This window comes from Ruegeria sp. CE9, from assembly GCF_056537425.1.
In genome coordinates, this window is the sequence record NZ_JBQFRO010000141.1 from 1 (window position 1) to 526 (window position 526).

The 526-nt window shown below is 64.4% G+C and carries 1 pseudogene; it reads right to left on the reverse strand.

The window, feature by feature from the left end:
• Window positions 1-490: pseudogene (locus tag ACR0B3_RS24535) on the reverse strand (glycine dehydrogenase (aminomethyl-transferring)); the annotation flags it as partial.
• Window positions 491-526 lie beyond the last annotated feature (36 nt).

Consider the following 526-nt stretch of genomic DNA (forward strand, 5'->3'; position numbering starts at 1 on the left):
AGGTGACCGGGATCATCTCGATCGTGGCGTTCAGCTTCATGGTGCACGAGCCCAGCGGGATCATCGCCCGGTCCAGCGCCAGGTCGCGGTCGGCCAGACGGCGCATGTAGCGCGTGATCTCGGCCTCGGCCCGGTTCTTGTGGAAGATCGGGTGGGTCAGGTACTCGCTTTCGCGCAGCGCGTAATCCGGCAGGCGATAGGCCACGTTCGAGCTGTCATCCTTGCGGTCGATGCCGAAGGCCCCCCAGACCGCCTCGATGGTCTCGGGCCGGGTCTGTTCGTCCAGGCTGATGCCCACTTTCGTGTCGCCGACCTTACGCAGGTTGACGCCCCGGGCCACAGCGGCCTCCATGACCGTTTTCTGCAGATGGCCAACCTCAACCGTGATCGTGTCGAAGAACACTTCCGGCTCCACAGCAAAGCCTGCCTCTTCCAGACCGGCGGCCAAACGCGAGGTCTTGCGGTGCACCGATTGCGCGATGGCCTCGATGTATGCCGTGTATCACGGCCCCGACGGCATCAAGGC